At 70.7% G+C, this 26,699-nt stretch carries 17 protein-coding genes; 4 read left to right on the top strand and 13 right to left on the bottom strand.

Annotated features, from left to right (window positions below; genetic code table 11):
- Positions 1 to 85: 85 nt before the first annotated feature.
- The 3 genes from ACFXB5_RS19605 to thyX all read right to left on the bottom strand — a co-directional run bounded on the left by ACFXB5_RS19605 (position 86) and on the right by thyX (position 3,743).
- The gene (locus ACFXB5_RS19605) at positions 86 to 1,771 is read right to left on the bottom strand and encodes a ribonuclease J (RefSeq protein WP_385209365.1); all 1,686 of its coding nucleotides are present in this window, start codon (positions 1,769 to 1,771) and stop codon (positions 86 to 88) included.
- A 124-nt stretch (positions 1,772 to 1,895) separates the two neighbouring features.
- Positions 1,896 to 2,795 carry a 4-hydroxy-tetrahydrodipicolinate synthase gene (gene dapA, locus ACFXB5_RS19600; RefSeq protein WP_201857906.1) on the bottom strand — a complete coding sequence of 300 codons (900 nt, stop codon included), beginning with the start codon at positions 2,793 to 2,795 and terminating at the stop codon, positions 1,896 to 1,898.
- 207 nt (positions 2,796 to 3,002) lie between these two features.
- Positions 3,003 to 3,743 (bottom strand): FAD-dependent thymidylate synthase, encoded by a 741-nt coding sequence (thyX, locus tag ACFXB5_RS19595; protein ID WP_385209361.1) that lies wholly within the window; start codon positions 3,741 to 3,743, stop codon positions 3,003 to 3,005.
- A gap of 178 nt (positions 3,744 to 3,921) precedes the next feature.
- Here thyX and ACFXB5_RS19590 point away from each other — a divergent pair, with 178 nt between their 5' ends.
- A complete protein-coding gene (locus ACFXB5_RS19590; RefSeq protein ID WP_201857904.1) occupies positions 3,922 to 4,164 on the top strand; it encodes a hypothetical protein in 243 nt (80 codons plus the stop codon).
- 65 nt (positions 4,165 to 4,229) lie between these two features.
- The gene (locus tag ACFXB5_RS19585) at positions 4,230 to 4,781 is read left to right on the top strand and encodes a PH domain-containing protein (RefSeq protein ID WP_385209358.1); all 552 of its coding nucleotides are present in this window, start codon (positions 4,230 to 4,232) and stop codon (positions 4,779 to 4,781) included.
- Positions 4,782 to 4,880: 99 nt separating this feature from the next.
- Here ACFXB5_RS19585 and ACFXB5_RS19580 read toward each other — a convergent pair whose 3' ends face one another.
- From ACFXB5_RS19580 to ACFXB5_RS19540, 9 genes are all read right to left on the bottom strand, one after another.
- On the bottom strand, positions 4,881 to 5,342 hold the full coding sequence (locus ACFXB5_RS19580) for a hypothetical protein (RefSeq protein WP_385209355.1): 462 nt from the start codon (positions 5,340 to 5,342) through the stop codon (positions 4,881 to 4,883).
- Positions 5,343 to 5,352: 10 nt separating this feature from the next.
- Positions 5,353 to 6,105, bottom strand: a complete 753-nt coding sequence (dapB, locus tag ACFXB5_RS19575; RefSeq protein ID WP_385209353.1) for a 4-hydroxy-tetrahydrodipicolinate reductase — start codon at positions 6,103 to 6,105, stop codon at positions 5,353 to 5,355.
- A 107-nt stretch (positions 6,106 to 6,212) separates the two neighbouring features.
- Positions 6,213 to 7,592: a M16 family metallopeptidase gene (locus tag ACFXB5_RS19570; RefSeq protein WP_385209350.1), complete on the bottom strand. Its 1,380-nt coding sequence runs from the start codon at positions 7,590 to 7,592 to the stop codon at positions 6,213 to 6,215.
- On the bottom strand, positions 7,589 to 9,838 hold the full coding sequence (locus ACFXB5_RS19565; protein WP_385209348.1) for a polyribonucleotide nucleotidyltransferase: 2,250 nt from the start codon (positions 9,836 to 9,838) through the stop codon (positions 7,589 to 7,591). Before ACFXB5_RS19565 ends, ACFXB5_RS19570 begins: the two co-directional genes overlap by 4 nt.
- Before the next feature lie 405 nt (positions 9,839 to 10,243).
- On the bottom strand, positions 10,244 to 10,531 hold the full coding sequence (gene rpsO / locus ACFXB5_RS19560) for a 30S ribosomal protein S15 (protein ID WP_014055308.1): 288 nt from the start codon (positions 10,529 to 10,531) through the stop codon (positions 10,244 to 10,246).
- 207 nt (positions 10,532 to 10,738) lie between these two features.
- Positions 10,739 to 12,796, bottom strand: a complete 2,058-nt coding sequence (locus tag ACFXB5_RS19555; protein ID WP_385209345.1) for a serine/threonine-protein kinase — start codon at positions 12,794 to 12,796, stop codon at positions 10,739 to 10,741.
- Positions 12,797 to 12,849: 53 nt separating this feature from the next.
- Complete coding sequence (locus tag ACFXB5_RS19550; RefSeq protein WP_385209342.1) at positions 12,850 to 15,030, bottom strand: PQQ-binding-like beta-propeller repeat protein; 2,181 nt, start codon at positions 15,028 to 15,030, stop codon at positions 12,850 to 12,852.
- A 5-nt stretch (positions 15,031 to 15,035) separates the two neighbouring features.
- Complete coding sequence (locus tag ACFXB5_RS19545) at positions 15,036 to 17,249, bottom strand: PQQ-binding-like beta-propeller repeat protein (protein WP_385209339.1); 2,214 nt, start codon at positions 17,247 to 17,249, stop codon at positions 15,036 to 15,038.
- A 9-nt stretch (positions 17,250 to 17,258) separates the two neighbouring features.
- Positions 17,259 to 19,745 carry a PQQ-binding-like beta-propeller repeat protein gene (locus ACFXB5_RS19540; RefSeq protein WP_385209336.1) on the bottom strand — a complete coding sequence of 829 codons (2,487 nt, stop codon included), beginning with the start codon at positions 19,743 to 19,745 and terminating at the stop codon, positions 17,259 to 17,261.
- A 318-nt stretch (positions 19,746 to 20,063) separates the two neighbouring features.
- Here ACFXB5_RS19540 and ACFXB5_RS19535 point away from each other — a divergent pair, with 318 nt between their 5' ends.
- Positions 20,064 to 20,294, top strand: a complete 231-nt coding sequence (locus ACFXB5_RS19535) for a DUF397 domain-containing protein (RefSeq protein WP_059147033.1) — start codon at positions 20,064 to 20,066, stop codon at positions 20,292 to 20,294.
- An 87-nt stretch (positions 20,295 to 20,381) separates the two neighbouring features.
- Here the strand turns inward: ACFXB5_RS19535 and ACFXB5_RS19530 are convergent, their stop codons facing one another.
- Complete coding sequence (locus ACFXB5_RS19530; RefSeq protein ID WP_385209333.1) at positions 20,382 to 21,959, bottom strand: PQQ-binding-like beta-propeller repeat protein; 1,578 nt, start codon at positions 21,957 to 21,959, stop codon at positions 20,382 to 20,384.
- Positions 21,960 to 22,542: 583 nt separating this feature from the next.
- Here ACFXB5_RS19530 and eccCa point away from each other — a divergent pair.
- Positions 22,543 to 26,652, top strand: a complete 4,110-nt coding sequence (gene eccCa, locus ACFXB5_RS19525) for a type VII secretion protein EccCa (protein WP_385209330.1) — start codon at positions 22,543 to 22,545, stop codon at positions 26,650 to 26,652.
- The last annotated feature ends 47 nt before the right edge of the window (positions 26,653 to 26,699 follow it).

Below are 26,699 nucleotides of genomic sequence, written 5' to 3'. Positions count from 1 at the left end.
GCGGGCTTGAACTTCGCCACGCCCCGCCCCCCCCCCGCCGGGTGTTCAGCGCCGGTGTGGTGCTGAGGGGGTGTCAGACGTGACGTCAGACCTCGACGACCACGGGAAGGATCATCGGACGGCGGCGGTAGCTGTCGGAGACCCACTTACCGACCGCGCGGCGCGCCAGCTGCTGGAGCTGGTGCGGGTCCACAACCCCGTCGGAGGCCGACTTGACCAGGGCATCCTCGATCTTCGGGATGACCGCGGAGAAGGCGGAGTCCTCGATACCGGAGCCCCTCGCCTGGATATGCGGACCGCCCACGATCTTGCCGGTCGTGCTGTCGACGACCACGAAGATCGAGATGATGCCCTCGTCGCCGAGGATGCGGCGGTCCTTGAGCGAGGTCTCCGTGACATCGCCGACCGAGAGGCCGTCCACGTACACGTATCCCGCCTGCACCTTGCCGACGATCTTGGCAATGCCGTCGACCAGGTCCACCACGACACCGTCCTCGGCGATGACGCAACGGTTCTTCGGAACCCCGGTCAACGCGCCCAACTCGGCGTTGGCGCGCAAATGGCGCCATTCGCCGTGCACCGGCATCAGGTTCTTGGGCTTGCAGATGTTGTAGAAGTACAGCAGCTCGCCGGCCGAGGCATGGCCGGAGACATGGACCTTGGCGTTCCCCTTGTGGACGACCGTGGCGCCCCAGCGCGTCAGTCCGTTGATCACCCGGTAGACCGCGTTCTCATTGCCGGGGATCAGCGAGGAGGCCAGGATCACCGTGTCGCCCGCGACGATCCGGATCTGGTGATCGCGGTTGGCCATTCGGGACAGCGCCGCCATCGGCTCGCCCTGGGAGCCCGTGCAGACCAGCACCACCTCGTCGTCCCGAAGGTCGTCGAGGGTCTTCACATCCACCACGAGACCGGCCGGCACCCGCAGATAGCCGAGGTCACGGGCGATGCCCATGTTGCGGACCATCGACCGGCCGACGAAGGCGACCTTGCGTCCGTACTCATGCGCCGCGTCGAGGATCTGCTGGATGCGGTGCACATGGCTGGCGAAGCTGGCGACGATGATGCGCTTCTGCGCGTTGCCGAAGACCTGGCGCAGTACACCGGAGATATCGCGCTCGGGCGGTACGAACCCGGGGACCTCGGCGTTGGTGGAGTCCGCCAGGAGCAGATCGATGCCCTCCTCGCCGAGCTTGGCGAACGCGGGCAGATCCGTGAGCCGGCCGTCGAGCGGCAGCTGGTCCATCTTGAAGTCGCCGGTGTGCACGGCCATGCCGGCCGGGGTGCGGATGGCGACCGCCAGGGCGTCCGGGATGGAGTGGTTGACCGCGACGAACTCGCACTCGAAGGGGCCGATCCGCTCGCGGTGCCCCTCCTCGACCTCGAGGGTGTACGGACGGATCCGGTGCTCCTGAAGCTTCGCCTCGATCAGGGCGAGCGTCAGCTTGGAGCCGATCAGCGGGATGTCGGGCTTCTCGCGGAGCAGGAAGGGGACACCGCCGATGTGGTCCTCATGGCCGTGAGTGAGGACGATGCCGTCGATGTCGTCGAGACGGTCCCGGATGGATGTGAAGTCCGGCAGGATCAGGTCGACTCCGGGCTGCTCCTCCTCGGGGAAGAGCACCCCGCAGTCGACGATCAGCAGCCGGCCGCCGTACTCGAAGACCGTCATGTTCCGGCCGATCTCACCGAGGCCGCCGAGCGGGGTGACGCGCAGACCGCCCTCGGGGAGCTTCGGCGGAGGGCCGAGCTCAGGATGCGGATGACTCAAAAGACTCTCCTCACCACGCACGCCACATGCCCCCTGGGCACATGGCGCGCGTGACATTTGTGCACTTGCTGATGTGTCTGTATGCAGTTGTGAAGTATGAAGGTGCGAGAAATCGCCTCTTTGCTTAGAGCTGTACCCCGCCGGCGGCGAGATCGCGCTTGAGCTGTTCGGTTTCCTCGGCGGTCAGCTCGACCAACGGCAGGCGCAGCGGCCCCGCGGGCTGACCCTGGAGGGTGAGCGCGGCCTTGGTCGTGATCACACCCTGGGTGCGGAACATGCCGGTGAAGACCGGCAGCAGCTTCTGGTGGATCTCCGTTGCCTTCGCGACGTCGCCCGCGAGATGGGCCTCGAGCATGGCCCGCAGTTCGGGGCTGACCAGATGGCCGACCACGGAGACGAAGCCGACCGCGCCGACCGACAGCAGCGGCAGGTTCAGCATGTCGTCGCCGGAGTACCAGGCGAGGCGGGAGCGGGCGATGGCCCAGCTGGCGCGTCCGAGGTCGCCCTTGGCGTCCTTGTTGGCGACGATGCGCGGGTGCTCGGCCAGCCGGACCATGGTCTCGGTGCCGATCGGGACACCGCTGCGGCCCGGGATGTCGTAGAGCATGACCGGCAGGCCGGTGGCGTCGGCGATGGCGGTGAAGTGCCGGAGGAGGCCTTCCTGCGGCGGCTTGCTGTAGTACGGCGTGACGGCCAGCAGCCCGTGGGCACCGGCCTGCTCGGCGGCGCGGGCGAGCTCCACACTGTGCCGGGTGTCATTGGTACCCGCTCCGGCCACGACGTGGGCGCGGTCGCCGACCGCCTCCACCACGGCGCGTACAAGCTGGGCTTTCTCCGCATCGCTGGTGGTGGGGGACTCGCCAGTGGTGCCGTTGACGATCAGTCCGTCATTGCCGGCGTCCACCAGATGAACAGCGAGTCGCTGGGCGCCGTCGAGGTCGAGCGCGCCGTCAGTGGTGAATGGCGTGACCATGGCGGTCAGCACCCGCCCGAAAGGGGTCTGCGATGTGGATGTCGGTGCCATGGGCTCCACGCTACTCGTAGCGCGCCCCACGGCGCTCGCTCGGGGCTGCGGACGGAGCGAAGAGATGGGACCCGGCACTGCCTGCTCGGGGGTTCAAGCAGTGCCGGGCCCGTTTGTTCAGCCTAGATGAACTTCTCGAAACGCCGCAATACGGACACTTCGCCCGGTGATCCGTCCGAGGAGCGGGCCCCGGGCTACGGGGGTCGGCTACGGAGCCACTCGGCCGTTGGCGTTGAAGGCGGCGTGGGTGAGCGGCATCAGCCCCGCCCAGTGCGCCTCCATCTTCTCCCCCACCATCTCGATCTCCCGCTGCGGGAACGAGGGCACAGCGGCCTGCTCATGCTGGGTGCGCAGCCCCAGAAAGTGCATCAGCGAGCGGGCGTTGCAGGTGGCGTACATCGAGGAGAACAGGCCGACCGGGAGCACGGCCCTGGCCACCTCGCGGGCCACTCCGGTGGCCAGCATCTCTTGGTACGCCTCATAGGCGTGGCGGTACGCGTCCTCCATGACCCGGCCGGTCAGCTCATGCAGCGCCGGGGTGCCCTCGACGAACTCGTACTTCCCCGGGCGGCCCTGCTGGATCAGCTTGCGGGCCTCCCCCGGGACGTAGAACACCGGCTCCAGGCGGCGGTAGCGACCGGACTCCTCGTTGTACGACCAGCCCACGCGGTGCCGCATGAACTCGCGGAAGACGAAGATCGGGGCGCTGATGAAGAAGGTCATCGAGTTGTGCTCGAACGGGCTGCCGTGGCGGTCCCGCATCAGGAAGTTGATCAGCCCCTTGGACCGCTCCGGGTCCTTGGTGATCTCCTCGAGGGACTGCTCGCCCGCGGTGGACACCCGCGCGGCCCACAACACGTCGGAGTCGGCAGCGCTGTGCTTGACCAGCTCGACGGTCACATCGCTGCGGAAACTGGCCTTCTCGATCTCGGCGGGGATCTCGGTCACCGGGCGGGTCCTTCCATGGTGCGTCGCTCAGGGCGGCGCCCAGCTTACGGGTCACCACCGACAGTCCCGCTCAGCCGAAATTTTTGACTGAAGTCGTCGGATCCGGGCACCCAATCGCTCATTCACACGTCCTACACACTGAAGTACTCACGTTCGAGGTTCCAAGGAGAGCCCGCAGATGTTCCGCCGGCGAGAGCCCGTGCCGTTCGCCTTCGTCGCCGAAGCCGACCGTTTCCGTAGCAATGTCACCCCACCACCCCGCCCCCGCGCCACACCGTCCCAGATCGCCGGACGGACCCTGATCGGGCTCACGATCGTCGCGGGGTTCATCGGCTCGTTGATGTTCGGGATACCCGCCCTCGACAGCCAGTCGCACCCCACCCAACAGATCCAGCAGCCAGAGGCGTCCGACGGACGCTGACCGGCGCTGGGATAGCCTCACCCAGCACAGGCCCATCCGGACATGTGTGTGAGTGAGGAACTCCCGTGCCCCTGCCCTTCCTGACCGCCGACCGCGCCCATGACGACGACGCGGCGGCCGGAGCGGACCCGCTCGGCTACGAGGACCCGGACCGCTGGCGCCGTCCCTACCGGCCGGGGCCCTGGAGGGTCGGGGGCGCCGCTCTTCTGCTGCTGCTCGCCTCGTACATCCTGTTCTCCGCCTTGATCATCGCGATGGCGGGATCGCTGTCCGCGGCGGGCGTCTGCGTCGGCGTCGCGGCGCTGATGATCGTGACAGCCGTAAGGCTGGTGCGCAGCGGTGTCGTGGTGAGCGCCCAGGGGCTGCGCCGGATCGGCCTCCTGCGCAGCACCACCGTGCGCTGGCAGGACGTCGCCGCGATACGCACGGCCCAGCAGCCGGTCCGGTGGCTGGGCCTGCCCCGCACCGTCCAGGGGCAGGCGCTGCTGCTCCAGTCGGTGCGCGGCGGAGCGCCGGACGCCCTGATCACCAGCCATGACGCCGACTTCCTGGGCCAGGCGGAGAACTTCAACAGGGCCGCCGACGCGCTCGAGGGCTGGGCCGCCTCCCACCGCTGAGCCAGCGCGCACCGCCGAGCCGTACGGCCGCGGGGCGGCGCCGCTGAGCCCCCCTGATCCATATCCGATCCGTATCCGTGCCGCCCCGGGCGGCCGGGGTCAGCCCCCGGCCGCCCGCACCGGTTTCCCGTCGTGCAGGGCGATGGCGCGCTGCATCGCCTTACGGGCGCGCGCGGTGTCCCGGGCGTCGTGGTACGCCACGGCGAGCCGGAACCAGGACCGCCAGTCGTCCGGCGACTGCTCCGTCTCGGCCCGCCGTTTGGCGAAGACGGCGTCCGCCGAGTCCCGGTCGATCCGCCCGCCGGGCGTCCGCACCAGCTCGTCGACCGGGAGGCCGCCCTCCGCCTCCAGCTCCCGGGCCAGCCGGTCCGCGCTCCGCGCGAACTGCGTGGTCTGCCACAGGAACCAGGCACCGATGAGGGGCATCACCAGCACCGCCGCGCCGAAGACGACGGTGATCGGGGTGCCCTCCCGGATCAGCAGCACCCCGCGGTCGCCGACCAGCACGAAGTAGACGACCAGAACGGCCGCGAGAACGAAATATGTGATCTTTGCGCGCACCGCTGTGCCCTCAGTCCAGATCGAGGAAGTGTTCCAGGCCGAAGGTCAGGCCGGGGGTGGCCGCCACTCGGCGGACGCCGAGCAGGATGCCGGGCATGAAGCTGCTGTGGTGGGTGGAGTCATGGCGGATGGTGAGCGTCTCGCCCTCGCCGCCCAGCAGGACCTCCTGATGGGCCAGGAGCCCGCGCAGCCGCACCGAGTGCACCGGCACCCCGTCCACGTCCGCGCCCCGCGCCCCGTCGAGGGCCGTGGCGGTGGCGTCCGGCTGCGGGGCGCAGCCGGCCTCCCGCCGGGCCTCGGCGATCAGCTGTGCGGTGCGCGCGGCCGTGCCGGAGGGGGCGTCCACCTTGTTGGGGTGGTGCAGCTCGATGACCTCGACCGACTCGAAGAACCGGGCGGCCTGGCGGGCGAACCGCATGGTGAGCACGGCACCGATGGAGAAGTTCGGCGCGATGAGCACACCGGTGGTCGGCGAGGCGTCGAGCCAGCCGCGCAGCAGCGCCAGGCGCTCGTCCGTCCAGCCGGTGGTGCCGACGACGCCGTGGATGCCGTGGCGGACGCAGAACTCGAGGTTGTCCATCACCGAGGCCGGTTCGGTCAGCTCGACCGCCACCTCGGCGCCCGCCTCGACCAGGGCCTGGAGCTGGTCGCCCCGGCCCAGCGCGGCGACCAGTTCCAGGTCCTCGGCGGCCTCCACGGCTCGTACGGCCTCGGAGCCGATCCGGCCGTTGGCGCCGAGGACGGCCACACGCAGCTTGCTCATCGATCCTGTTTCCTTCGATCCGGGAGGCTCTGGCACGGACTCAACCGACGTACGGACTACGCCGACGTACGGACTACGCCAGCTGACGGACTACGCCGACTGACGGGCTAGGCGACGGCCTCGTCGAGACGCGCCGCCTGCTTGTCCTTCAGCGGGCCGATGACGGACAGCGAAGGACGCCGCCCCAGTACATCGCGCGCCACCTCGCGCACCTCGTCCGGGGTGACCTCCGCGATCCGCTCGAGCATGTCGTCCACCGACATCTGCTCGCCCCAGCACAGCTCGCTCTTGCCGATCCGGTTCATCAGCGCGCCGGTGTCCTCCAGGCCCAGCACGGTGGAGCCGGAGAGCTGGCCGACGGCGCGCCGCAGCTCCTCGTCGCTCAGGCCGTTCTCCGCGACCTGGACGAGCTCGTCGCGGCAGATCTTGAGGACGTCGTGCACCTGGCTCGGGCGGCAGCCGGCGTAGACGCCGAAGAGCCCGCAGTCGGCGAAGCTGGAGGTGTAGGAGTAGACGCTGTAGGCGAGGCCGCGCTTCTCCCGGACCTCCTGGAAGAGCCGGGAGCTCATCCCGCCGCCGAGCGCGGTGTTCAGCACCCCGAGCGCCCAGCGGCGGTCGTCGGTGCGCGGGATGCCGGGCATGCCGAGGACGACATGGGCCTGCTCGGTCTTGCGGTTCAGCAGCCCGACCTTGCCCGCCGTACGGATCGCACGGGTACCGGCGCGCGGGGCGACCGGGGCCGCGTCCGCGTTCGAAAGGGCGCCCGCCCTGTCGAACGCGGCGTGCACCTGGCGTACGACGTCGTCGTGGTCCACGTTGCCCGCGGCGGCGACGACCAGGTGCGTGGGGTCGTAGTGCTTCCGGTAGAAGCGGGCGATCTGGTCGCGGCCCAGGGCGTTGACGGTGTCGACGGTGCCCAGGACCGGGCGGCCGAGCGGGGTGTCGCCGAGCATGGTGTGGGCGAACAGGTCGTGCACACAGTCGCCCGGGTCGTCCTCGGTCATCGCGATCTCTTCCAGGACGACACCGCGCTCCGCGTCCACGTCCGCCGCGTTGATCACCGAGCCGGTCAGCATGTCGCAGACGACGTCGATGGCCAGCGGCAGATCGGTGTCGAGCACCCGCGCGTAGTAGCAGGTGTACTCCTTGGCGGTGAAGGCGTTCATCTCGCCGCCGACCGCGTCGATGGCGGCGGAGATGTCCAGCGCGGTGCGCCGCCGGGTGCCCTTGAAGAGCAGATGCTCCAGATAGTGGGTGGCTCCGCCGAGCGTACGGGTCTCGTCGCGCGAGCCGACGTGCGCCCAGATGCCGAAGGTGGCCGAGCGCACGGAGGGGAGGGTCTCGGTGACGACGCGCAGGCCCCCGGGGAGGGTCGTCCTGCGGACCGTGCCGATGCCGTTCTCGCCCTCGAGAAGCGTTTGGGTACGGGCGACGGCCCGCGCCTCCGAGGAGGTGCGGGCCGTCGTGCCGTCGTCGCGGGACGTCACTTGGCGGCTTCGTCCTTCGTCTGGGGCTGGGCCTCGGCGTTGACCTCGTCCGCGTCCCCGCTCTCCTCGTCCTCGAGGACCGGGATGAGGGAGAGCTTGCCGCGCTGGTCGATCTCGGCGATCTCGACCTGGACCTTGGCGCCGACCTTCAGCACGTCCTCGACGTTCTCCACGCGCTTGCCGCCGGCGAGCTTGCGGATCTGCGAGATGTGCAGCAGGCCGTCCTTGCCCGGGAGCAGGGAGACGAACGCACCGAAGGTGGTGGTCTTCACGACCGTGCCCAGGTAGCGCTCGCCGACCTCCGGCATGGTCGGGTTGGCGATGCCGTTGATGGTCGCGCGGGCGGCCTCGGCGGCCGGGCCGTCGGCGGCACCGATGTAGATGGTGCCGTCGTCCTCGATGGTGATGTCGGCGCCGGTGTCCTCCTGGATCTGGTTGATCATCTTGCCCTTGGGGCCGATGACCTCACCGATCTTGTCGACCGGGATCTTCACGGTGATGATCCGCGGCGCGTTGGGGGACATCTCGTCCGGGACGTCGATGGCCTCGTTCATCACATCGAGGATGTGCAGCCGGGCGTCGCGGGCCTGCTTGAGGGCCGCGGCCAGCACGGACGCCGGAATGCCGTCCAGCTTGGTGTCCAGCTGCAGCGCGGTGACGAACTGCTTGGTGCCGGCGACCTTGAAGTCCATGTCGCCGAACGCGTCCTCCGCACCGAGGATGTCGGTGAGGGTGACGTAGTGGGTCTCGCCGTCGATCTCCTGGGAGATCAGGCCCATGGCGATGCCCGCGACCGGGGCCTTCAGCGGCACACCGGCGTTGAGCAGCGACATCGTCGAGGCGCAGACCGACCCCATGGAGGTCGAGCCGTTGGAACTCAGCGCCTCGGAGACCTGGCGGATGGCGTACGGGAACTCCTCGCGCGTCGGCAGCACCGGCAGCAGCGCCCGCTCGGCCAGGGCGCCGTGGCCGATCTCGCGGCGCTTGGGGGAGCCGACGCGGCCGGTCTCACCGGTGGAGTACGGCGGGAAGTTGTAGTTGTGCATGTAGCGCTTGCGGGTCTCGGGCGCGAGCGTGTCCAGCTGCTGCTCCATGCGGAGCATGTTCAGCGTGGTGACGCCCAGGATCTGGGTCTCGCCACGCTCGAACAGCGCCGAGCCGTGGACCCGCGGAATCGCCTCGACCTCGGCGGCGAGCGTACGGATGTCCGTGACGCCGCGGCCGTCGATGCGCTTCTTCTCCTTGATGACGCGCTCGCGCACCACGGTCTTGGTCAGCGCGCGGTACGCCGCGGAGATCTCCTTCTCGCGTCCCTCGAACTGCGGCAGCAGCTTCTCGGCGGCCACGCCCTTGACGCGGTCCAGCTCGGTCTCGCGCTCCTGCTTGCCCGCGATGGTCAGCGCCTGGGCCAGCTCGTCGCGGACGGCGGCGGTGAGCGCCTCCAGGACGTCGTCCTGGTAGTCGAGGAAGATCGGGAACTCGGCGGTCGGCTTGGCGGCCTTGGCGGCGAGGTCGGCCTGCGCCTTGCACAGGACCTTGATGAAGGGCTTCGACGCCTCCAGGCCGGCGGCGACGATCTCCTCGGTGGGAGCCTCGGCGCCGTCCTTGACCAGCTGGATGGTCTTGTCGGTGGCCTCCGCCTCGACCATCATGATCGCGACATCGCCGTCCTCGAGCACCCGGCCGGCGACGACCATGTCGAAGACGGCCTCCTCCAGCTCGGAGTGGGTCGGGAAGGCCACCCACTGGCCCTTGATCAGGGCGACGCGGGTGCCACCGATGGGGCCGGAGAAGGGCAGCCCGGCGAGCTGGGTGGAGCAGGAGGCGGCGTTGATCGCGACCACGTCGTAGAGGTGGTCGGGGTTGAGCGCCATGATCGTCTCGACGACCTGGATCTCGTTGCGCAGGCCCTTCTTGAAGGACGGGCGCAGCGGGCGGTCGATCAGACGGCAGGTGAGGATCGCGTCCTCGGAGGGGCGGCCCTCACGGCGGAAGAACGAGCCGGGGATGCGCCCCGCCGCGTACATCCGCTCCTCGACATCGACCGTGAGCGGGAAGAAGTCGAGCTGGTCCTTGGGGTTCTTGGAAACGGTGGTGGCCGACAGCACCATGGTGTCGTCGTCCAGGTAGGCCACGGCCGAACCGGCGGCCTGACGGGCCAGGCGGCCCGTCTCAAAACGGATGGTGCGGGTGCCGAAGGTGCCGTTGTCGATGACCGCTTCGGCGTAGTGGGTCTCGTTCTCCACCAGGAAAATCTCCTCTTCTGCGTCCCTCGTCCGTGTGACGGGGGACGGTGGTGGAGCAGCGCCCCGGGCCTTACTGGCCGGCAGCCGGGCCGGTCTTCGATCGAAGCCACCGGAATTGCCAGTTCCGGGAGCCACTACCGAGGACCGGCTCCTGTGGCGCCGGTGCGGCGGGAATGAGGCGCTCCTCCTCGTTCGTTATGACGTTGTTGGGACCAGACTACAAAGCTTCGGCCGTCATCACGACGGCTGTACTGTCCGGCCCCTACGGTACGTAGCGATGACGCTACGCACCGGCGCGAAGACCGTACGGGTCACCATTGGCTCACCTTTGGCCGAAACCGTACGGCGCCGCGTATGGCAAAGGGAGCGGCCCCCGTCGCGGGAACCGCTCCCTCCCTTGGCGTCTTACTTGGCGCCCGCCGCACCGCGGCGGATACCCAGGCGCTCGACCAGCGCACGGAAGCGCGTGATGTCCTTCTTCGCCAGGTACTGCAGCAGGCGGCGGCGCTGGCCGACCAGGAGCAGCAGACCCCGGCGGGAGTGGTGGTCGTGCTTGTGGGTCTTGAGGTGCTCGGTGAGGTCGGAGATGCGGCGCGTGAGCAGCGCGACCTGGACCTCGGGGGAGCCGGTGTCGCCCTCCTTGGTGGCGAACTCGGTCATGATCTGCTTCTTGGTAACGGCGTCGAGCGACACTCGGTACTCCTTGCTTTCGTCATCAGCCGCCGAGTGCCCCTGGTCGATGTCTCAGGGGATCTTCCGTGACTCGGGAGGCGGGGTCCGCTGGGCGCTGTCTCCCGAGACTCGAAGCCTCCGGGGACGCGTACGCAAACGACCAGGACACAGGGTACCAGCGTCTTGGTGGGGGGCGTGCGGGGGTGGGCCGGCGGGGAGTGTCCGGGGCTAGAAGACGGGCATGGCGGTGAGCGTGCCGTTGTGCAGCATGAAGACGCGGTTGCCGGCCGCGGCCAGCGCCCAGCGGCCCTCGGTGCCCTGAGTGTAGGGCCAGGCGAGGCTTCCGCCGCGGATGTCCACCGCCGCGACACCTCGTGAGCCGGCCTCCCCGGCGCCCGCCCAGACGCTGTTCCGCGCGATCACCGGGGTTTCCCGCGAGCTGTCCTCGGAGGCGAACGTGAGCGTCCAGGCGTCCGTTCCGTCGTCCGTACGGCGGGCCGAGAGATCGGTGGCGTCCACGGCGTAGACGACGTCCTTCGCGACGACGGGTGCGCTCCAGCCGCTCCCGCCGCCACTGGGCTGGGCCCATTTCTTCTCGCCCGTGGACAGCGTGAGCGCGGTAAGGGTGCGGCCGCCCAGGTAGACGGTGCCGTCGGCGACGGCGGGGGCGAGGGCCGTGGTTCCGTACCGTACGGGCCCCCAGACGGTCTTCCCACGGGCGGCGTCGAGCGCCACGACCTGGCCATCTCCACCGCAGATCACCAGATGGCCGTCGGCCGCCGCGGCCGCCGCCGGGCTCTTCTCGGAGGTCTTCACGGGCGAGGGCACCGTCCACAGGGTCGTGTGCGACGTCAGCGCGACGGCGCGCAATTCACCGCCACGGGTGGCGACGTAGACGACCTTGTCGTCCACCGCGAGCAGCGTCGCCGCGTCCGCGGCCGGCGCCTTCCACCGCTCCTCGCCGTTCCGGGCGTCCAACGCGTGCAGCGCGCCCTTGCCGTCGACCGTAAGGACGGTGTCATCGGATACGGCGAGGAGGCGTCCGGTCAGTCCGGCTGCCCGGGAGGTCCAGCGGACCCGTCCGGTGCGGACAGCGTAGGCCCGCAGCCGGCCGCCCTCGGCCGGGGCCACGACGACGTCATGAACGGGAAGCGGGGCGGGGGTCCGCGCATCGGCGACGCCGATGGATCCGAGGCTCACGGGGCCCCACAGGGGCGACGGGGCCGTCCCCTCGTTGTAGTGGGCCAGCGGCTCGGCCTCCCAGGGCCGCCCGCCGGCCTCCGCCGCGTCGCCGCGCAGCAGCCACCACGCGACGCCTCCCCCACCCGCCGCGAGCACGGCGCCGCCCGCGGCGGCCGTGCCGATGAGCCGCCGCCTGGAGGGGCCCGGCCGGTCGCCGGGCAGGGCGGCCATGCGCCGGGCGTCCGCCTCGCGCCGCGCGATGTCCTGCGCGAGCGGTCCGCTCTTCCAGACCCGGTCGCCGCCCCGGGGCGGCGCCAGTGCCCGGCCGATCCAGTCGAGACCGGGCCGGGCCCCGGGGTCCTTGGCCAGACAGGGCTCGACCAGGGGCCGCAGCGCCCCGGGCACCGCGCCCAACTCCGGCTCGCCGTGCACCACCTGGTACTGCACGGCGGCCACATGGCCGCCCTCGTAGACCGGCCGCCCGCCCGCCGCGTAGGCGAGGACCACTCCGAGGGAGAACACATCGCCCGCGGCGCCGGTCCGCTGCCCCAGGACCTGCTCGGGCGGGGCGTAGCCGGGGGTGGCGACGGTCTGCCCGGTGGTGGTCAGCGTCAGCCCGTGCTCGGGCCGGGCGATCCCGAAGTCGATGATCCTCGGGCCGCGGGAGGTCAGCACGATGTTGGACGGTTTGAGGTCCCGGTGGACCAGCCCGGCACCGTGGATGTCGTGGAGCGTACGGACGAGCGCGGCTCCCAACGCCCTTACGGCGGGCTCCTCCAGGGCGCCGTACCGCTCCACGGCCTGGTCGAGCGTGGGTCCGGCGAGGAACTCCGTGGCGATCCACGGCCGCCCGCCCTCGGTCCGCGCCGCGAGCACCCGCGCCACCCCGTCGCCCCGCACGGCCTGGGCCGCGTGCGCCTCGCGCACGAAACGCTGGGCCATATGGGGGTCGTGGGCCACTTCGGGCCGCAGCACCTTGATCGCCGCGATCCGGCCCTCGGAATCCCGCCCCAGGTAGACCTGGCCCATGCCGCCCGCGCCGAGCACGCCGGTGAGGCGGTACGGGCCGAGGCGCAGCGGATCGCCGGTGCCGAGAGGGTTCATGGAGGGAGGCTCCTAGGGGTGCGACGGTGCGATGGGACGAGTCCGGGTCCCGGTCATTCGAGGGGGATGGCGCACACGGTGGAGCCGCCCGCGATGATCAGCCGACCGGCACCCCGATGGACGGTCATGGTGGGGTTGAGCGAGCCCATGGCGGTGCCAGGGCCCTGGAACGTCCAGGCCGCCTTGTGGCCGCTGAGATCGATCGCCGCCGCCCATTGGTCGGTGCCGACGTCGGGGAAGGCGTAGAGGTACCTCTTGCCGAGGGCGGGCGGAGGCTGGAAGTTGAGCGCGGGGCCCGTGCCCTTCTTCTGCTCCCACAGCAGCTTTCCGCTCCTGGCGTCCACGGCGACCAGGCCGGTGCCCGTCTCCAGGCTGTAGACCACGCCGTCCCTGAGCAGGGGCGGTCCGTATCGCGCGGAGTCCGGCTCGTCCTTGTCGCCGGCCTTACGGCCCTCGCCGAACCGCCAGGCGACCTCGCCGTCGGAGAGCCGCACGGCGAAGAGGTCTTTCCCTCCGGTGTACAGGAACCCGCCCGAGAAGGTGTGGCGCTGCGTTCCCGGAAGGATGCGGTAGCTCTCCTTGGCCAGCATCTTCGACCAGCGGCGCCTGCCGTCGGCGGCGCCGACCACGGTGACCCGCTCACGGAAGGAGAGCACGAGCGAGGAGCCCGCTGGGGTCGCGAGGGGGTCCTGGAACTCGGGGGTGTCACTGGCCCGGCGCCACCGCTCCTCCCCCGTGCGCGCGTCGATGGCCACACGCACAAGGCCCTTACGGCCCGTCCCTTCCAGGAAGAGCGCGTCCGAGGTGGCGGCGAGCAGCCGTACGTCGTCGACCTCCAGGTCCTTGACCGTGGCGAGCGGCGTCCGGAAGTTGCCCGTCCCAGGATCCACCGGGGCGATCCGTACATGATCGGCGTTGGAGTCGCAGGCGAGCAGCCGCCGGCCGTCGGAGACGGCGTGCTGTGCCTTCGTCACCAGGTCGTTGGCGCCGCGTCTGGCTCCGGTTTCGGGGTCGATCCAGTACAGCCCGGTGTCGGCGATGATCGCGGTGTGGTCCCCGGCGAGGAGGACCGCGCATTCGGCCATGGATGTGGTGGAGGGCGGGGTGAACTTCCAGGACATGCGCGGCGGGGTGCCGGGCGGACGGGTGGGGGACGCGGGCGCGGGGGCCGCGGTACCGCTCGCACCGTCGTCGGGGCGGAGCCAGGCCCAAGTGGCGGCAGCCGCGACGGCCGCGACGGCTCCGCCACCTCCGATCGTGACGGCCTTACGGCGGGAGATCCCGGACAGCCCGCGCGGCCGGTCCGCACCGCCCGTGGTCTCCTCGTCCACGGGCGCGGGGGTCCTGGACGGCTGGATCTCCCATACGGCCGTCCCCAGCCGGGCTATCTCCGCCAGGACGGGGTCCGGCAGATGATCGGCGAAGTGGCCTCCCCCGACGTGCAGCAGTGGCCCGAGCTCGGCCGTGCCGGGCCGCCGCCGGGGGTCCTTGGCGAAGCACGGCTCCAGTACGGTGCGCAATCCCCGCGGCAGCCCGGACAGGTCGGGGTCGGTGTACCGCACCCGGTAGAGCAGATCGGCGGGCTGTCCGCCGCCGAAGGGCGGGCGGCCGGTGGCCACGAAGACGAGCACCCCGGCGAGGGCGAACACATCGCCCGCGGCGGTGTGTTCACCACCGGAGACCTGTTCGGGCGACATATAGGCGGGCGTTCCGGCCGCCGCGCCCGTACGGGTGAGCCGGTCGTCGCCCACCGCGCGCGCGATGCCGAAGTCGATGACCTTGGGGCCGAGTGCGGTCAGCAGGATGTTGGAGGGCTTGAGGTCGCGGTGGACCACATCGGACCGGTGCAGTTGCGCGAGCGCGTCGCACAGGGCGGCTCCCAGCGCCCGTACGGCTCGTTCGGGCAGGGCGCCACAGAGCGCGACCGCGTCGTCCAGTGGCGGGCCGAGGACGTATTCGGTGGCGAGCCAGGGGGTCGGGGCATGCGTGTCCGCGTCGATGACCTGCGCTCCGTGCCGTCCACCGATGACCCGCGCGGCGTCGGTCTCCAGCCGGAAGCGGGTGCGGAACTCCGCCTCCGCCGCGAACCGCGCGTGCATGGTCTTCAGCGCGACCGTACGGCCACCGGATGAGCGTCCCAGGTACACCGTGCCCATGCCGCCACTGCCGAGCCGGGCTACAAGGGCGTACGGACCGAGGCGCTGGGGGTCGTCATGGGTGAGGGGATGGGCCATCGGTATCAGTCCACCGGCAGTGCGTAGAAGGCCTGGTCGTTCCTGACGAGGGCCACACCGGGCGCGGTGAGAACGGAACCGCTGAGGGCCCCGGCCGACGCTCCCTCGGCCGCGGGGGCGAAGCGCCAGCGAAGTGAGCCGTCCGCCGCGTCCAGCGCCTCCACCTCCGAGGCGTTGACCTGGAACACGGTCCGGCCGGAGTGGCTCAGCGCCGTTTCGCTCTCCGACATGGGGGAGGCCGCGTCGACGGCCGCCCGGCGGCGCCAGAGAAGCCTGCCGTGGGTCACGTCGATGGCGTAGGTGACGGCGTCGCCGTCGGTCACGTAGAGCGCCCGGCCATGCAGCGCACCATCGGTGTACACGAAGTCCTCGCAGCCGAAGCGCCATCGCCTGCTGCCCGTCGATATCTCGTGGGCGGAAATGACGTCCGAGGTGAAGGTGATCAGAAGGTCCCCCGAGACGATCTCCGTCGGATCGTCCGCGACGGTGTGGACGCCTTTGTAGGTCCGCGTCCACAGCTTGGCACCGTCACGCCGGCCGAGGGCCAGATACGTCCATGGGTTATCGGCCGCGGACTCGCTGCGGTTCGACAGCAGGAGGGAGTCCTCGCGGAGCACCGCCGAGTGTTCCTCGGAGCCACCGAATCCGCCGGGGACCGAGGTGCGCCACCGCTCCTTGCGGGTCTTGAGGTCATAGGCGACGACGGTGGCGGTCTTCTCCTCGTCCTGGGCCAGGAACCAGAGGGTCCTGCCGTCGGCCGCCAGCGGATAGCGGAAGCGCCGGCGCTTCTCGCCGTCGTAGGCCCGCTCCACCCACTTGACCTGCCCGGTGCGCGCCGACAGGGCGATGAGTTCCCTGATTCCCGGCTTCAGCACAAGGTCACCGCCGAGCGAGCTGAGGTCGCCGACGCCCCACACGTTGTCACGGGTCCACATCTTCTTCCCGTCGCGGACCCTCACCGCCGTCACCTCGCCCGCACCCGGCAGAAGCAGGTGGCTGTTTTCCCAGAGCAGTGGCGGGCCGTCGATCTCGGTCTCGATGCGGCGACGCCACAGCGGAGCGGGGGCGACCCCGCGCAGGGCGAGGGGTCCGGGCGGGGCGGGCGGATCGTCCGTCACGGCCCGCCACAGGGCCGTTCCGCCGATCCCCAGGGCCAGTCCGGCGGCGCCGGTGAGGGCGGTGACGGCCACGGAGCGCCGGGACGGCCGTCGACCCGCGGCAGGCGGGCGGCCTGCGGCCTCCGTGAGGTCGGGTGGCGGGATGTCGGTGGGGTGGTGTGCGGCCTGCTCGGCGAGGGCCGCCTCGACGGCGTCGGGCACGCGGGCCAGGGTGGCGGGCGCCGGAGTCGAGCGGAACTCCCGGGCGAGCGTGTCGGGTTGGGGGCGATGTGCCGGGTCCGGGGAGAGGCAGGCGGCGATGGGCTCGCGCAGCCCCGGCGGCAGGGCGGCGGGCCCGGTGGCCTTACGGCCGGTGGCGGCGTACGCCAGCACGGCACCCAGTGCGTAGACGTCACCGTAAGGGCGCGGCGGTTCACCGGCCCGCTGCTCGGGCGGCAGCGTGGCCGGGCTGCCGTGGGCCGTGGCCGGGCTGCCGTGGGCCGTGGCCGGGTGGCTGGGGTGCGAGGTCGCCGGGCGGGCTCCATGGGGTGCGGCGGGGCGGATGCCGGTGGCGGCCCGGACGAGCCCGTAGCCGGCCAGCCGGGGGCCGTCCCGCGTCAGGAGCACCGCCTGTGGCGATATCCCGGCGTGGACGAGGCCGTTGGCGTGCGCGACCGCGAGGGTTTCCGCGAGAGCCGCGCCCAGCGCGCGCACGGTGTCCTCGGGGAGCGGCCCGCCGTGCGCGGCCAGCGCCGCGGGCAGCGTCAGGGCGGGGAAGCAGTCGTGGGCGACCCAGGGAAGCTCCGCGTCGGGCGGGGCGACGTCGACGACCGGAGCCACCCAAGGACCCCGCAGCCGACGGGAGTTCTCGGCCTCGGCCCGGAACCGCACCCGGTATCCGGCGTCGTCGGCCGACGCCGCGGGCGGCAGCGTCAGGATGACGGTACGGCCCGTTCGCGCGTCGCGGGCGAGGCAGCGGCGCGCGTCATCGGCGTGCCCGGGCACATCCAGGGTGGCGAGGATCTGATACGGGCCGATCCGCTGTCCCCCGTCGTGGTCGGTGCGCTGTGGAGTGTCGTGATCGGCCCGTCCCGTCCGACGGTCCAGAATCGGCGGTTCCATGCGTCCTTCCTAATCGAGCGGCAGCGCGTAGACGCTTCCGCTCCCGGCGACGACGACCCTGCTGTCCGTCAACGCGACCTTACGGCGGGACGATTGGGAGCGCGGGCCCGGATCGGCACCGGCGTCGGTGAAGCGCCACAGCAAGGAGCCGTCCTCGGCGTCGAACGCGTCCACCTCGGCGTCACCGGCCATCAGCACCCTGCGCCCGGCCGGGCTGACCAGGGTGTCGGGCGTGCGCGGCGCCGCGAGCGCCTTCATCACAAAGCCGTAGACGCGCTGCCACCTGATCTCGCCGGTGGCCGCCTCAATGGCGTGGAGGGCGAAACCACCGTCGGCGACATACGCGGTCTTCCCATGGACGAGCGGCAGCCCGAAGTCGGCGGGACGGCCCTTGGGCCCCTTCCCCTTGGAACCGACGGACCACAGGGCGGCCTTGTCCTGGGCCGCGTCGAAGCCCCGCAGGGTGGTTCCGAGGGCCGCGATGAGCGTGTGACGGGCGTCGGTGGTGACGAGCCCCTTCGTGGTCATGCCCGGATAGGCCCGCTGCCACAGCTCCTTGCCGCGGTCGCGGCTGAGCGCGACGGCCTTCTTGGTGCCCGCCCTCTCCCGGTCACCGCCGGCCATCACCACCAGCGCGTCCTTCAGCAGATGTCCCTCGTTCAAACCCGACGCGAGGGGTTCGCGCCACAACTCCGCGCGCTCATGGATGTCATAGGCGACCACCACGCGGTCTCCGTTCGCGCGCTCGCCCCTTACGGTCGCCGTGAACCAGACCGTGCTCCCGTCCACCGCGAGCAGCCCCGTGAAGGAGCTCCGCGCACCCTGCCGGAAGTCGCTCGAGCGCCAGCGGACCCGACCGGTCCGCGGCTCCAGCGCCACCAGCCCGTCCCCCGGGACGACCAGCGCGTCCCCATCGGCCACCCAGGGCTGGCCCGCCGGGCGCAGTCCGTCCCGCGTCCACAGCCGCTTGCCCGTACGGAGATCGATCCCGACGACCGCCCGCTTCCCCGTGAGGACGGCGACCGCGTCGCGCCAGATGAGCGGGGCGTACGCCGACGCCACCCCTTTGACGTCGTAGCGCCACAGGGGGGTGGGCGGCGCGCCCGGAAGCCGACGCCTGGGGCGGTGGGCGGCGAGGCGCTGGGCCGGCGTGAGCGGTACGGGCGCGTCCGGGGCCGTCGCCAGCCAGGTGGCACCGCCGCCGACGGCGACTCCGGCCGTACCGCCGGCGACGCCCAGCAGGAGGCGGCGCCGGGAAGGACTGAGGGACGGGGCGAAGGTCTTCCCGAACGAGGCACCCTCGGTCCTGGCGGCGGTCCCGGCCCCATGCACCGGCCCGGTCCCGGTCCCGGACCCGGTCCCGGGGACTACCGAAGGCGCGGCGCCGCTCTCCGGCCACGCCCGGTGCACGGCGGTGCCCGACGGCCCCACTGGCACGTCCGCCGCCGGGGACGGCGCCTCAGCCGACTCGATCTCCGCCGCCAGCACCGCCGAGGACAGCTCGGACAGCGCGGCGATCACCCGCCCCGGCAGCCATCCCGGCCCCAGCGCGCCCACGGCCCGGCTGATGTCACCGGAGCCGTCCAGGGCGGTAGCTCCCGGGCCCGCTCCCCACCCCACGCCATCGTTCGGACCCGCGGATCCCGCGTCGACAACCGTCGACGGGGCACCCGTGGGCGCCCTTACCGCGCTTGGGGGAAGGGGGATACTTACGCCGCGCATCAACTCGTCCAGCAGCGCCCGCGCCGTCGGCCGGTCGGCCGGATCCTGGGCCAGACACCGGAACACGGCGCCCCGCAACTCCTCCGGCAGATCCTCGGCGTCCGGCCGCCGTCGCCCGGTCGCCACGTAGGCCAGCACCGAGCCCAGCGCGAAGACGTCACCCAGAGGTCGCGGCCTCCCGCCCGCGGCCTGTTCCGGCGGCAGGGCGTCGTCCTCCAGCCCCGGGAGCCCCATCCGCGCCTCACCGTCCGGAGCCGCGGCGCGCACCGCGCCGTAGCCCACCAACCGCGGCCCGTCCCCCGCCAGGAAGACCGTGCCCGCTGCGACACCCGCGTGAGCGAAGCCCGCGGTGTGCACCTCCGCGAGCGTCTCGGCCAGCGCCGCTCCCAACGCCCTTACGGTGCGCACGGGAAGCGGCTCCCCGTTCGCCTCCAGCACGGCGGGCAGCGACAGCATCGGCAGGAACGGCGTGGCGCTCCAGGGCCGCCCGGCGCCCCCGCCTGAGACCTCGACAACGGGAGCGAGCCACAACGGAGGCCGCCCGCCGCCCAGAAGCCGCGCGTTCTCCGCCTCCACGCGGAAGCGCTCCCGGTACGCGATGTCGTCCACCAGCTCTTGCGACGGTGCGGTGACGACGACCGTACGGTCCCCCGCCGCACTGCGCGCGATGAAGTGGCTTTCCACAGCGGGAACTTCACCCGCGCCCGGCCCCAGCCGCGCGATGACGTGATACGGGCCGAGCCGCCGCGGATCGCCCTGACTCAGCGGCTCCACAAACGCCCCCTGTGGCCGCGGGGACGATCCAGGCGGCCAGGACGGCGTACCGACACAGTCATGGCTCCGGTTCTCTGCGTGCTGTAGTCCGTACTCATGCGGAAGGCCCCCCGCCTACGATCCATCCCGTCGCTCCGCCCGCGTTACCCGCGCGGCGCCACCCTACCGGGGCCCTTGTCACCATGTTCGATTGCCGCGTCACGCGCTGTGGACAACACTGTGAGACGTGGCGGGAGTCGGGCACAGTGGCCCGCCCTCGCCTTCCGCCCAAAGGCCGGGCGGGATGTGATCCGCGGTATCCGAAGGGGTTCTCCACCAGTGGCCGACGCCAAAGAGAAGGAAGAGCTGTACGCCCTCGACATTTCCGGTGTCGAGTGGCTCAGCGCACCTGGCAGCACCTCCGAAGACCGGGTGGAGATCGCCTATCTGCCGAACGGGGCAGTGGCCATGCGGAATTCCGCTGACCCCGAGACCGTGCTGCGCTACACGGAGGCCGAATGGCGCGCCTTTGTGCTGGGCGCACGGGACGGCGAATTCGACTTGAGCTGAGGAGCACAAGGGGCCGATGAGTGAACGAGAGGGTGGTCGCCGGTCGGTGACCGCCCTCTCCGGCAGTGGTCGGCGCTCGGCACACCTTCAGGAGCCGAAGGCCATGATGAGCTTCTCGCTGGTGCCCTCAGTCCCCGTGATGCGGTTCGAGGCGATGTAGAAAATGCCGTTCCGGTAGTCGTGTGTGGCGGAGTAGAAAGCGTTCTCCGCCTCGCGGGTGGCGTGGGGCAACCTCAGCACGGTTTTCGGCTTGCCGCCGTCCGGGCCGATGCTGACGACCAGGCCGGCCTTGTCGTATGAGGGCTCCTCATAGGCGATCAGATTCTTGCCGTCCATGCTCAACGGAAGCAGCATCCGACCGGCCACCTTGGCCGCCCACTTCCTCTTCCCGCTGTCCAGGTCGAAGGCGTGGATCTGACTCGTCGAGCCCCCGGCGCTGTCCTGGGTCATCTCGGTCGGCAGATAGAAAGTGTCCATGGAGGCGGCGACGCCCTGACAGCTGCCCAAATTGGTGCCGAAGAGGTCCGTTCCGCACAGCGGCTGGTAGGACTGCTTCCCCACGGCCAAGGTCGACCGCTCCTTACCACTGTCCGATATGGCCAGAATGTCGCCGGCCTTGCGGTCCTGGTCGCTCAGAGCGATCACAACGGGGCTGGTGGAGAAGATCTTGTCGACCTTGTAGCCCTTACGGACGACATAGGTCCATGTGATCGTGCCGTTCGGCGCCACCTTTTGCAGCTTGGCGGTGCCATTGGTGCAGGAGTAGGCGCGCAGCAGCGCTTTCCCTCCCGCGTAACCGTCGACGGAGCAACCCGGGCTCGGCTTTTCGAGGGCGACCTCCTTACCGTCGCGGACTTTGATGACGGCCGAACCGCCGAACCAGGACATGCCGACGAGATCGCCGCTCTGGGCCATGCCCATGTTGGTGTGGCCGCCACCGAAGGAGCCCGCCTCGGGAGCGTCGTGGTCCCAGACCTTGACCCCCTTGTCCAGGTCGATCAGGGCGAGTTGGCTGCACGAGTCCTTTCCGTGCCCCTCGTAGGCGACCACGACCTCGCCGTCGGTCGTGGAGTTGGGCGCGGCGCAGACGGCCTTGGGCAGGGAAAGTGTCCACTTCCTCGTGCCGTCGTCCTTGTACGCGACGATCTTGTCTTCGACCGCCTTGACCACATATCCCTTCATCACCCAGAAGCCGGGCACATCGAGGCCCTTCTTGGAGACCTCGGGCGCGGGTGTTTGGTAGAGGACCTTCGCCTCGCCGGCCCGGCGCACATCGTTGGGATCGCTCTCGCTTTCGCCACGGTCACGACCGCCGGTGCTCTCACCATTTCCGGTCGGCTCGGGGGTGGGGCCCTGCCGGTCCTGACCAGCGGGGGTGGTCGTCGAGGTAGCGGTGGGCTTCTTGTCGTCATCACCACCGCTCACCGCCGCGTACACCCCGCCGCCCGCCGCGAGCAGCACCGCCACGGCCGCGCCGATGACGACGGCCTTGCGTCTCGTGTTCCGGCCGCCGCCTCCGCCCCCGGAGGAATGCGTGCCGTAGGGCTGACCGGGCGGTGGGGCGTACATACCGCCGTACCCGGGCCCTCCCTGGGCGGAGGTGTACGGGTTCTGTGCGTACGGGTTGGCGGGGTCGGCCCGGGGAGGGCCCGGGACTCCGGGCACTGCGGGAGGGCTCGACGGCAACGCGCCCGTATCCCATATCTGGGGCGGAGTATGACCCGTCGGGGGACCCACCGGAGGCGCCGGAGGGACGGCCGGCGGCGCGGGCGGACGAGGCGGGACCGGATGCCGCGGTGATGTGCCGGAGCCGTCCTTGGACGGCTCGCCGCCCTGACGGGGATCCTGCGGCGCGCCGAAACCGCCGGACGGTGGCTGGTCGGGGGGCTGGGGCGGCTGCGACATCAGCGCTTACCTCTTCGGCGAGTCCACTGGACGATCCCGCTCTGCGATGACATTTCGGGAGCGGGAAATCTTTGTATCACCGGACACTCAGTTCTCGGCCCCCAGTTTCATGGATGGACGGCGCGGGAGCCACCGTGCACGGCGCACGATCGTCTCCTTCCTCTCGAAGCCGTGGAGATTTCCTGTTCATACGCACGACACGCCGGGGTGCCACCACATGGTGACACCCCGTGTCGATAGGCTCACCGGGTTCGGGGGAACCGCGTCGCCGGAGTGCAGGTGCGACGCCATCACGGATCTCGCTCCTTGCACGGGAGACCACAGAAGGGGGACTGACCACCCGGTGAGCCAGATTCTCGTCAAGCGTCCGCCCCGGGCGCTGCCGCCGACCGTGCCCACGGACGAAGTCGAGCTCAGCTCTCCCCCCGAACTGCCGCGCGGCGAGCAGCAAGGACTGCTGACGCAGTTGATGCCCCTGCTCGGCATGGGCGGATCGATGGTCTACTTCTTCAACTCGGGCGCGGGTCCGTTCATGCGTGTCATGGGCTGGCTGATGCTGGCATCAGCCCTCGCGACCGTCGCCGCCCAGATCGTGCGTTTCCGGCGCGGGACGGAGGGCCGGGCGGCGGGCGTACGCCGCGACTATCTGAGGTACCTCGCGCAGATGCGCCGCGGCGTCCGCCGTACGGCCCGCGCACAACTCGAGGTGCTGCTCTATCTGCACCCCGCGCCCGACCAGCTCTGGGCGGTGGCCGCCGAGGGCAGCCGGGTGTGGGAACGCAGGGTCGGCGACGAGGACTTCGGGCAGGCCCGTATCGGGGTCGGTCCCCAGCAGTTGTCGACACCTCTGGTGGCCCCGACCACGGCGCTGATCGAGGAGCTGGAGCCGCTCACAGCGGGCGCGATGCAGCGGTTCCTGATGCTGTACGGCGCGGTGGACGGCCTACCGGTCGCGGTGTCGTTGCGCCGCTTCTACCACTTCACGGTGTCCGGGGACCCGGCCACGGCCCAGGGCACCGCACGCGCGCTGGTGTGCCAGCTGGTCACCCTTCACTCGCCGGAGGACCTGGCGGTGGCGGTCCTGGCCGACGGGCGGGAAGCGGTCGCACGCTGGGAATGGACCAAGTGGCTGCCGCACTCCCAGATCCCCGGGACGCTGGACGGGGCGGGTACCCGGCGGCTGTTCTGCCGGGACGCGCTCGAACTGGAGGAGCTCCTGGCGGCGCACGGTGGGGACGGCCAGGGCAGCCCGCTCTCCGAGCGCCCCCGATTCGCCCCGAACGGATCGCCCATCCTGGACGCGCCTCACCTCCTCATCGTGCTGGACGGTGGCACCGTCCCGCCGGACTCCCTGCTGGCGAGCGCGGATGGCATCCAGGGCGTCACCGTCGCCGAAGTGGTGTCGGGAGAACTGGACGAGCCACGCGGCAGCCTGTCGCTCGACGTACGCCCCGGAAAGCTGTTCCTGGAGTCCGCCGCCGGACTGGTCTACGAAGGCGAGCCGGACGTGCTCCCCCTGGAGGCGGCCGAAGCCCTGGCTCGCCAGCTCGCGCCACTGCGCGTCGGCGCCGGAGGCAACGACGAGCCGCTCCTGGACGAGCTTGACTTCACCGATCTGCTGGACCTCGGCGACGCGTCCTCCGTGGACGTGGCCCGGACCTGGCGGCCCCGGACGATGAGCGAACGCCTGCGGGTCCCCATCGGGGTCGGCGATGACGGTGAACCGGTGATGCTGGACCTGAAGGAAGCGGCGCAGGGCGGTATGGGCCCGCACGGTCTGTGCGTGGGCGCGACCGGCTCCGGGAAGTCCGAGCTGCTGCGCACACTGGTCCTGGCGCTCGCCGTCACCCACTCCTCCGCACATCTCAACTTCGTCCTGGCGGACTTCAAGGGCGGTGCGACATTCACCGGCATGACCGACCTGCCGCACGTCTCGTCGGTCATCACCAACCTCGCGGACGACCTGACGCTCGTGGACCGTATGGAGGCCTCGATCCGAGGCGAACTGCAGCGCCGCCAGGAGCTGCTGCGTGCCTCCGGCAACTACGCCAATGTCCACGACTACGAACGGGCGCGGGTCGCGGGTGCGCCGCTGGAACCTGTCCCATCGCTCGTCCTGATCATCGATGAGTTCAGTGAACTACTCAGCGCCAAACCGGACTTCATCGAGATGTTCATTCAGATCGGCCGCATCGGCCGGTCACTCGGCGTCCATCTGCTGCTGGCCACCCAGCGGCTGGAGGAGGGACGGCTGCGCGGTCTGGACACCTACCTGTCGTACCGACTCGGCCTGCGTACCTTCTCCGCCACCGAGTCCCGGGCCGTGCTGGGCGTGCCGGACGCCCACCATTTGCCGTCGCTGCCCGGTTCCGGCTATCTGAAGTTCGGTACGGACGAGATGGTGCGCTTCAAGGCCGCCTATGTCTCCGGCCCCTACCGCACCGAGGAGACGCTGGCGGACGACGGAGCGGGCGGCTCACGGCGAATGGACCGCCGGCCGACGCTGTTCACGGCCGCCCCGGTGCCGATCTCCTATGCCGCGCCCGCACCGGCCGCCACCACGGCTCACCCGAGCGACGCGCTGTCGGACACGGTCCTGGACGTCATCGTCCGGCGTCTCGAGGATCAAGGGCCGGCTGCGCACGAGGTATGGCCCCCGCCCCTGGACACCTCCCCCGCACTCGACGAACTGCTGCCCTCGCTGGCCGTCTCGCCGGCGCGTGGTCTGCATCCACCGGACTATGCGGGGTCGGGCGGGCTGGTGGTCCCGGTCGGACTGGTCGACAAGCCCTTCGAGCAGCGGCGCGAGATCCTTTACCGCGACTTCTCGGACGCCGCGGGCCATCTGCTGGTGGTGGGCGGCCCGCAGTCCGGTAAATCCACCCTGCTGCGTACGCTCATCGCGTCCTTCGCTCTGACCCACACCCCGCACGAGGTTCAGTTCTACTGCCTGGACTTCGGCGGCGGAGGCCTGAGCGGGATCTCGGAGCTGCCGCACGTCGGCGGAGTGGCGTCACGTCTCGATCCGGACCGGGTGCGCCGTACCGTGTCCGAGGCCACCGGAGTGCTGAGCCACCGCGAAGAGTTCTTCCGCACGCACGGCATCGACTCCATCGCCGGCTACCGCAAGCGGCGGGCGGCTGGTGAGCTCCCCGACGAGGTCTGGGGGGACGTCTTCTTGGTCATTGACGGCTGGGGCACCTTCAAGCAGGAGTACGAGCAGTTCGAGGGCATCGTCATGGACCTCGCGACACGGGGGCTGGGTTACGGCGTCCATGTGGTCTTGTCGGCCACCCGGTACATGGAGGTGCGGGCCGCGCTGAAAGACCAGTTCATGAACCGTCTGGAGCTGCGTCTCGGCGATCCGTTGGACTCCGACTTCGATCGTAAGGTGGCGGCCAACGTCCCGATCGGCGCGCCGGGTCGCGGCCAGATCCCCGAGCGGCTGCACTTCTTGGCCGCGCAACCGCGGATCGGCGGCGCCCTGCGGCCGGAGGCGGACGAACGGACGGCGGACCGGTCATTGACAGAGCCGACGACGACCGGCACGACAGCGTCGTCGGCGTCGGTACCGACGCCAGCAGGCCCGGCATCGACCGGACCGACGCCGACCGGACCGACACCGACCAGCCCCGCCGAATCGACAGCGGCCCTGGTTCGCGCCGTCAACGCCCACTGGACCGGCCCCCGCGCCCCCGAGGTCCGCGTCCTCCCCCGCGAACTCCCCTCCGACCGCCTCCCCAAGAGCTTTGAGAACCCGCACCTCGGTCTGCCGATCGGTATCGACGAAGACCATATGGAGCCGGTCTTCATCGATTTCGATTCCGATCCGTTCTTCGTGGTCTTCGGCGAGAGCGAATCGGGCAAAACCTCTCTGCTACGCCTGCTTGCCCAGCAGATCAGCCAGCGCTACACCCCCGACGAGGCGCGGATCATCGTCGGCGACTACCGCCGTACGCTTCTGGAAGCCGTACCGGACTCCCACCTCCTGGAGTACGCCCCTGCCGCCCCAGCGCTCGAAATGCACATGGACGCCCTGAGCACCCTCATGGAACACCGAGCCCCCGGCCCGGAGGTCACCCCGCGGCAACTTCGCGAGCGCAGTTGGTGGAGCGGTCCGCAGTTCTTCGTCATCATCGATGACTACGAGTTGGTCGCAACGAGCGCCGGCAGCCCTCTCGACTTCCTGACGAGAGGGCTGCCCTACGCCCGCGACGTCGGTGTCCGCCTGATCATCGCTCGCAACACGGCCGGCGCCTCACGCTCCTCGTACGAGCCCTTCATGCAGCGCATCAAGGAACTCGGCGCCCAGGGCATCATCCTCTCGGGCGACCCAGCCGAAGGCGACCTCCTCGGCAACACCCGTCCCCGCCGCCTTCCCCAGGGGCGCGGCACCCTGATCACCCGCAAGGGTGGTACCCGGCTGGTTCAGCTGGGCTGGCTGCCTGGGTGAACGGTGCCTCGGAAGCCAGATCGAGGGTTCCTTATGGCCGGGACAAC

It is taken from the genome of Streptomyces sp. NPDC059455 (genome assembly GCF_042750115.1).
GTDB classification, from domain to species: Bacteria; Actinomycetota; Actinomycetes; order Streptomycetales; family Streptomycetaceae; genus Streptomyces; species Streptomyces endocoffeicus.
This window is presented reverse-complemented; position numbering and strand designations above follow the sequence as displayed.